Origin of the sequence: Marinimicrobium sp. UBA4209, assembly GCF_002381585.1 — a bacterium.
Taxonomy (GTDB): domain Bacteria; phylum Pseudomonadota; class Gammaproteobacteria; order Pseudomonadales; family Cellvibrionaceae; genus Marinimicrobium; species Marinimicrobium koreense.
In genome coordinates this window covers 6660-8851 of sequence record NZ_DFTP01000116.1, presented here as the reverse complement: position 1 = coordinate 8851, position 2192 = coordinate 6660, and the positions used below count along the sequence as shown (strand labels likewise).

The following is a 2192-nucleotide window of genomic DNA, read 5'->3' as shown; positions in this document are numbered from 1 at the left end:
GCCGAAGGCGCATCCGCCGTCACTGAGCTGTCAGTTAACCACCCGCAACTTCCCGGTATTCTGCTTCTGCCGCCACACCGAATCGCTGATCAACATGCTGGCTTTGTAATCCGTGGGCGCTTCCACCAGTAGCTGTTTCACGCGGTCGCACTGGTAGGCGTGGCAGGCCACGTCGAGGTCGTCCAGAAGGTTTTTGGTTTCTTCCCAGCTCAGGTGATGCTCTTCGGCGCGCAGGATGCCGGGGTGTTGGGTGCCGGAGACGTTGCTGCCGATCAGCAGTTCTTCGTACAGCTTCTCGCCTGGACGCAGGCCGGTAAATTCGATTTCTATATCGCCGTTGGGGCGGTCTTCGTCTTTGATTTCCAGGCCCGAGAGGTGAATCATCCGGGTGGCGAGGTCCACGATTTTCACCGGCTCGCCCATATCCAGTACGAACACGTCGCCACCGGTACCGATGGCGCCTGCCTGAATCACCAGTTTGGCGGCTTCGGGGATGGTCATGAAGTAACGGACCATCTCCGGGTGGGTAACGGTCACCGGCCCACCGTTCTTGATCTGTTCCCGGAATAACGGTACCACTGAGCCAGAAGAGCCTAGCACGTTACCGAAACGGACCATGCTGAAGATGGTGTGGTTCTGGCGTTTTGCCAGGCCCTGCAGTACCAGTTCTGCCAGTCGCTTGGAAGCGCCCATGATGTTGGTGGGGCGTACGGCCTTGTCGGTGGAGACCAGCACGAAGGATTCCACCCCGGCGCGAATGGCGGCCTCGGCGGTGTACCAGGTGCCGTAGACGTTGTTGCGCACGCCCTCGACGATATTGTGTTCCACCAGCGGGACATGCTTGTAGGCGGCGGCGTGGTAGACCGTCTGCACACCAAAGCTGCGCATGATGGTTTCCACCCGGTGTTCTTTCTGGACGGAGCCCAGAATGCTGTACAGGTTGATGTGATTTGTGCGGAATTCGGGGGTTTCCTGCAGCTCGCGTTCGATCTGGTAGAGGCTGAACTCGTTCAGTTCGAACAGCACGATGGCGCGGGGGCGGTGCTGGATGATCTGGCGACACAGCTCGCTACCGATGGAACCGCCGGCACCGGTGACCATGACCACTTTGTCGGTAATGTTGGCGGCCATGAGCTCTGGCTGGGAAGAGACCGGGTCGCGCCCCAGCAGGTCTTCAATCTCCACGTCCTTGATGTGTTCGATGCGGGCCTTGCCACTCAGAATATCCGGAATGGCTGGCACGGTCTGGACCGAAATAGCGAGGGACTCCAGACGTTTGATCACCTGGGCCCGACGGGAGTTGGGCGTGCTGCCCAGCGCGAGCAGGACTTTACTGACCCGGTGAGTGCGGATCAGGGCCTCAATCATTTTCGGGCTGTAGACCTTGATGTTGGCCACCACGGTGCGGTGTAGCGCCGGATTGTCATCCACAAAAGCGACGGGCTTGTACTGGGAGCCCTGCAGCGCCAGGGTGAGCTGGTGGCCGGTATAGCCGGCGCCGTAGACGATCACCGGCTCTTTCAGGTCCACACTGCGTCGGTTGAGCATCATGATGACGCTGCGCACCATCAGGCGCGGGGCGCCAATGAGCAGCAGGGCGATGGTCAGGTAGATGAACGGAATGGAGCGGGGCAGTCGGGACTGGGTCAGAAAGCTGGACGTGGCCAGGACCAGTGCGGAAATAAACACGCAGCCAACAATGGTCAGCATGGCCGGTGTGCTCATGTAGCGCAGGATGGCGCGGTACATGCCCATGCGGATAAAGACGGCGAGACTCACCACCAGGGTGATGGCGATGACGGTGACGTCTTTATCGAGAAACTGGGAGTTAAAGGTGCCGAGCCGCAGGAAGGCGGCGGCGTAGAAGGCGGTAACAATAGCGACGGTGTCGTAAATCAGTGAAATAATGCGTTTGGTGGTCCGGGAGGACTCAAACAGGGCTTCCAGCATAGACCTCTAACTCCATTGATTGACCGAATCTTGCCTCTGGCCGATTGTGCTCCTTCATGGGGCAATAACCGCTGGAGTATAGCGCAAAATCGGGGCAATTGTTACGAAAACCTTACGGTTTTTGGGGTTAGGTTTAGTGAAGCAATTTGGGTGCCAAATGGTGGGAATCACGGGTATTTACGGCGGATGCGGAGGTTGATTCGGGTTGGGTTACGGCGGATGCGCTTCGCTTATCCGCCCTA

The 2192-nt window shown here is 58.7% G+C and carries 1 protein-coding gene; it reads right to left on the bottom strand.

Annotated features, from left to right (window positions below; genetic code table 11):
• Nucleotides 1-30 precede the first annotated feature (30 nt).
• A complete protein-coding gene (locus B3187_RS17075; protein ID WP_286807684.1) occupies nucleotides 31-1950 on the bottom strand; it encodes a polysaccharide biosynthesis protein in 1920 nt (639 codons plus the stop codon).
• Nucleotides 1951-2192 lie beyond the last annotated feature (242 nt).